This is a genomic window from Colwellia ponticola (assembly GCF_005885605.1).
Classification (GTDB): domain Bacteria; phylum Pseudomonadota; class Gammaproteobacteria; order Enterobacterales; family Alteromonadaceae; genus Colwellia; species Colwellia ponticola.
This window is the reverse complement of the sequence record NZ_SZVP01000025.1, coordinates 1-5,273: the sequence shown is the minus strand read 5'-3', so window position 1 is coordinate 5,273 and position 5,273 is coordinate 1. Positions and strand designations below refer to the sequence as shown.

General features: G+C 39.1%; 5 protein-coding genes and 2 pseudogenes. 1 reads left to right on the top strand and 6 read right to left on the bottom strand.

What is annotated here, in order from left to right:
* Positions 1-109: 109 nt before the first annotated feature.
* Positions 110-658: pseudogene (locus FCS21_RS15595) on the top strand (LysR substrate-binding domain-containing protein); the annotation flags it as partial.
* 70 nt (positions 659-728) lie between these two features.
* Here the strand turns inward: FCS21_RS15595 and FCS21_RS15590 are convergent.
* From FCS21_RS15590 to FCS21_RS15565, 6 genes and pseudogenes are all read right to left on the bottom strand, one after another.
* Positions 729-977: pseudogene (locus tag FCS21_RS15590) on the bottom strand (amino acid--tRNA ligase-related protein); the annotation flags it as partial.
* A gap of 223 nt (positions 978-1,200) precedes the next feature.
* Positions 1,201-2,175 (bottom strand): transposase, encoded by a 975-nt coding sequence (locus FCS21_RS15585; protein ID WP_138624458.1) that lies wholly within the window; start codon positions 2,173-2,175, stop codon positions 1,201-1,203.
* Positions 2,176-2,200: 25 nt separating this feature from the next.
* A complete protein-coding gene (locus FCS21_RS15580) occupies positions 2,201-2,383 on the bottom strand; it encodes a hypothetical protein (RefSeq protein WP_138624457.1) in 183 nt (60 codons plus the stop codon).
* A gap of 129 nt (positions 2,384-2,512) precedes the next feature.
* Positions 2,513-3,334, bottom strand: coding sequence for a DUF2971 domain-containing protein (locus tag FCS21_RS15575; protein WP_138624456.1), 822 nt, complete (start codon positions 3,332-3,334; stop codon positions 2,513-2,515).
* Between the two features lie 434 nt (positions 3,335-3,768).
* Positions 3,769-4,746, bottom strand: coding sequence for an elongation factor P--(R)-beta-lysine ligase (gene epmA / locus FCS21_RS15570; RefSeq protein ID WP_138624455.1), 978 nt, complete (start codon positions 4,744-4,746; stop codon positions 3,769-3,771).
* Between the two features lie 400 nt (positions 4,747-5,146).
* Positions 5,147-5,273, bottom strand: a 127-nt coding sequence (locus FCS21_RS15565) for an EF-Tu C-terminal domain-related protein (RefSeq protein ID WP_503328515.1), incomplete at its 5' end; no start/stop codon positions are given.

Sequence of the window (5,273 nt, the reverse complement as noted above, 5' to 3'; positions counted from 1 at the left end):
CCAGACATATCTTTCTCTATTGAAATGAATATCTCTGAAGTGTACCAAAACCGGTCAAGTTAATTGTCGCGAGCCGGCCAAGCTAATTGTCGCCTAATATCGCCTTCCATCCATATTAGCGGATTACCACCATCGTTACCCTGAAGTTGATTTAATGGTGGAAACAGGTCCTACTGCTGAACTACTTGATAAGTTACTTAAAGGCTGTGTCGATGGTATTTTTATTGCAGGACGACCTAAACATAACAACCTTTATTTCAAAAAAGCATTCACTGAACGATTAGTACTTGTAGGAGCTAAACCTTTAACCGTATTTCCAAGTAATGAACAGCTATTAGAAACGCCTTTTCTCGCCTTTCGTCAAGGCTGTAGCTACCGTCAACGAATAGAGTTATTTTTATCCTCTTTGGGTGTTACGGCAACAAGAATATTTGAATTTGGTAGTATCGACGGTATTCTTGGATGCGTCGCTGCGGGGATGGGCTACACTATTATGCCGCTATCTACGGTGGAAACACACATACAACGATTCTCAATTGACTATTTTGAACTCCCTGCATCTATTGCAGATCTAGATACCTACTTTGCAACAGCGGAGCCAATAACTTGGACACCTGCACTTACACGTTTTAGAGATACCTTTGGAGAGACTGAATGATATTAAGCCATGTGACAAAAAATTGAATATTGTTATTAACCCTCGGGAATGACTTCAGTCATTGGTTATACTAAGCTCTATCTACCCCAAAGCTTTGTACGTCACTGATAGTATCGGCGTTAATCGCTAACATTATCAGTCTATCAATACCTAATGCAACACCTGAGCATTCAGGTAAACCGCTTGATAAGGCGGCAATAAACCGTTCATCAATTGGCTTTTCAACTAAACCTTGTGCTGCTCTTTTTTGGTTGTCTTCTTTAAAGCGCGCTAATTGTTCGTTGGCATTAGTTAATTCATTAAAGCCATTAGCTAGTTCTGCAAATATAAATGACACTCATTTAAAATACAATCTAACTACATAACATTGATATTTTTATTACTTTGTCAGTTGTCATGATTAAATGCACTTTTTGTTAACAAGTAGAGGCTAAATTACCGATTTACTCACGCTCTACACTAAAACATCAATTTTCTAGCAAGTATCATCCTCAAGCAAGACTCGTTGTGTGTATGGATTTTTTAAATAGTCAGTCATGTAGCTAAGCAAAGAGTTTATTGCAGTGACTTAAATTTTGTCGTCGTTTTAGCTGTTGATGTCTACAGTAATCACTGAGCACATCTTCGTGACCTACCGCACCATGAAATTGTGTTCTAAATTCGGTCGTGATGATTAACCAGTTTTCAGCAGATATGTTTAACCGGTTGAGTATGCTCGGTAGGCTGTTTTCGATAAAGCCACGCTTATCTTCTCTTATACATCGACCGGTTAGCTCGATTAATTGTAGGTAGTCGTTAAGCTCAAACGGTAGGCCCTTGGGCATGTTTTCTCTTGGGTTACCGACAAAGGGTAAGAGTGTATTGGGCTGCTGGCTTTTTACTGCTTGCTCACAGCGCAGTTTTACACTGGTATGCATTGAACTTTCAGGCGTTTTAGCGATATTAGCGCGAATAGGATTTAAATCAACATAAGCCATACAGGCAGCCAGAGCTGCTTCATCTAATAAGGCTTGAGATTTAAACCGACCTTCCCAAAACCTGCCTGTGCAGTTATCTTCTTGGTTAGCCGCTCTGGCAATACTTTCATTGATATAGCCCATAAACCAACTGATTTTTATCAGCCGTTTTCGATAGACTTCAGCCGTGGCTTTAACGATATCGAGTAACGGTTTCGCTAAGGTATCACCGCGGCAGTATTGTTGCGTCAGTAGCGTACCTTTGTGCAAACGATGCCAACGCTCAAGAACGTCATTAATACTCCATTGCTTAGCCTTTTCCTCATCAATAAATAGCACTACATGGTAATGATTACTCATAATCGCATAGGCACATACATCAATCGCAAAGACTTGGGTGAGAAAGTGTAATTTGTCTTCTATCCATCCTCGTCGGTGCTCATAACTTTGGTCTGACAAGGTATCTTCGCCACATAAAAAAGCGCGCCTTACACAACGCGCCACACAATGATAATAAGGGGTATCTACTAAGCTGATTTGTTGTTTCCTTGGCGTAGCCATAACTCACCTGAGATAAAGTAGTGGGTTATTTTAGTTTAGCGTAGCGTGTAGAACTTTCAATGTTAAGTGAGTGTCCTGTTAATTTTGCCTTTTCAAAAACATCTTCCGTTTTATAACACTTTTCACAAAGAGTAATTTCTTTATCTCCAAACCGATCTGACCGAGATAGTAAACCTACTCCACATAAATCACATGTAATATCACTCATTTTTAATCTCCATATTATGGGTAATGCTAACGCCTCATTCAGAGGCAATAAAATAGTTGGTTAAAATAAGCGAGGCACGAGCAAAAACCAACTGTTTTTTGTCCTGCTGAAATGTCTTGTTATGTGCTGTTACCTTATTTTACCTTGAAGGTTGCTGTTCTTAATATTTGCATTAGGGCAATACTTTGAAACTAGAGCTTTTAGAATGATTTCATCTGCATATGTAGCAAGAGGTCCAAGTGTAATTGTCATATTTTCCAATTTCTCTGGGCATATATCTAAATCAATATAATCAACCTCTGGTTTTTTACCATGATAGATAGAGTTTATTGCAACATCTGATATTTCAGAAATATTTTCATTGCTATAACCGCCTGTTGGAGGTGGAAAAGCTATCAAAGCGTATCGGAATTCTTCTTGAAACTCCCAGACTTTGTTTTTATGTATAGCAACATTTCCGGCCCCCGGCATAGTCATGTGAGCTTTTCCATCAGATTCAACTTGTATTGCAACTGAGTTTTCATAAATTCCGGTTACATCATCAACATATGCTACCTTTTTTCCAAATTTTTCTTTGCTCAAGAAGCTTGGGGTTATGAAATAGGAAGGCGACATCATTTGTTTAAATGTCATAGGAGACAAAAGATTTTCATCTAATTCTATGTTTAACTCTGGTAAGTCTGACACTTCAGGTTTTCTGTAATGGAAAGGCTCACCATCAAAAGTAATACGTACACCTTTCATGTTTGATGTATACATTTTCCAAAGCGGAATGCTTTCCTCTGTACTTAATGTCCAGCAACTAATGTATATAAATGGGGACAAATCATATTGGCCAAAATTTTCTGACTCTTGAACATCATCCACATTAGTTAGCCTGTTAAAACGGATTTTTTTTGACTCTAATATTAAAGCAAGAGTTTCTAGGGTAGTGTAATGATGTATATCCAATGCTGAATCCTTTTGAAGCACATAACACTTTAGTATTTATGCGACACGCTGTTTGTGTCGCATAATCGCTTGTTGGACTGAGGCGCTACCTGCTCGGTGTGTCAGCGTTGGTGTTGTTTATGCTATGGGGATTTGCTTTTTGTAACGTAAGCTACATCAAGCCAATTTAATGAGGTTATCTATCACTTTTAAACTATCCATGCATCACTCAGCGTTTATTATCCAGCTATTACACCTAATTTTTACGTAATTAGCAATCATCTTTTTTAAGCACACAGTGCTTATTAGCCTGAGCAATTAAGCAGGTTAACTTATTGATTCTTTTAAGCAGGCTAGCCCGCTAACTCGTTCGCTCTAGTTTAGTGGTGGCTGTATTCGACGCTGCTATACCAATAAACCGCAAGCTGCCATATCTCAATTTTGTTTATTTACCATTAAGCTCTATCTACTCTAAAACTCTGTACTTCACTTATATCTTTAATATCTAGCGCTAACATTATCAATCTATCTATACCCAAGGCGACACCTGAGCATTCAGGTAAGCCACTTGATAAGGCGGCAATAAAGCGTTTATCAATTGGCTTTTCAACTAAACCTTGTACTGCTCTTTTATTATTATCTTCTTTAAAGCGCGCTAATTGTTCGTTGGCATTAGTTAATTCATTAAAGCCATTAGCTAGTTCAATGCCACGGTAATAGCACTCAAATCGCTGCGCTACACGGGCATCTTCTGGGCAAACTTGTGCTAATGACGCTTGAGCAACTGGGAAGTTGTAAATAAATTGAGGTTCATTAATACCAATTTGTGGCTCTATTATTTCAGTAAAGATAAATTGCAGTAGTAAGTCAGCATCATTCATTTCAATAAGCCAATCAGCCGCTTTATCATGCTTAGTTAACACATCAACAAGCTCATCAAAATTCGCTACCAGCGGGTCAACTGACACTGTTTTAACGAAGATATCTTGGTAACTAGTAAATAACGCTTTATTGCCCTCTAAAACAGCATGAAGTAGTTCTGCCACCTCAGACATCAAGTCAAACTGGTCAAAGCCAATCCGGTACCATTCAAGCATGGTGAACTCAGGGTTGTGGTATCGACCAAACTCTTCATGTCGATAGGCTTTGGCGATTTGGTAAATACAACCGTAGCCTGAGGCAAGTAGGCGCTTCATATGAAATTCTGGCGAGGTTTGCAGATATAAGGTATCTGAATGTTGATCGGATGAATCAGCAAGGAAATTATACTGGCAGCTTAACGCATCAAGGTAAACATCGGTTACTGTCCCTTGGGATAACGCTGGCGTTTCTACTTCAAGCACATTGCGTTGTTTGAAAAAACCTCTGATCTGACTGATGATTTGAGCGCGTTTTTGCGCATTTTGCCAGGAGAGTGTTGGTTGCCAGTTCATAAGAGTTCCTTGGTTTTGAGCGGTTTGTGATGGTTAATAAGTACTAGACAATGGATTCAGGAGAATGTGCGTCCTGCATTCTCTAATAAGTAGCATCCATGCCACGTCCGATTAGACACTTCGCGAGTGATGGATGTTTTTCTGGTACGTATCTTCGGTGTTCTTGTTTTCTTGTTTTCTTGTTTTCTTGTTTTCTTGTTTTCTTGTTTTCTTGTTTTCTTGTTTTCTTGTTTTCTAAATCAACAGGATCAAAAAAGGCCGCGTAAGCGACCTTTTAAAATATTGATAGTTTAATTTAATGCTAGATGAAGGGTTAGCAAAGCGGAAACACGGAGCTGACGTTAGTCAGTGAGTATTTCCAATGCCGCTAACACGAATTCTAGCGTAAATTAGCTATCAATTAGGCGATAATTTTAGAAACTACGCCGGCACCAACAGTACGACCACCTTCACGGATAGCGAAGCGTAAACCTTCGTCCATCGCTACTGGGTTGATTAGCTCAACAACAAACTTCAAGTTGTCGCCA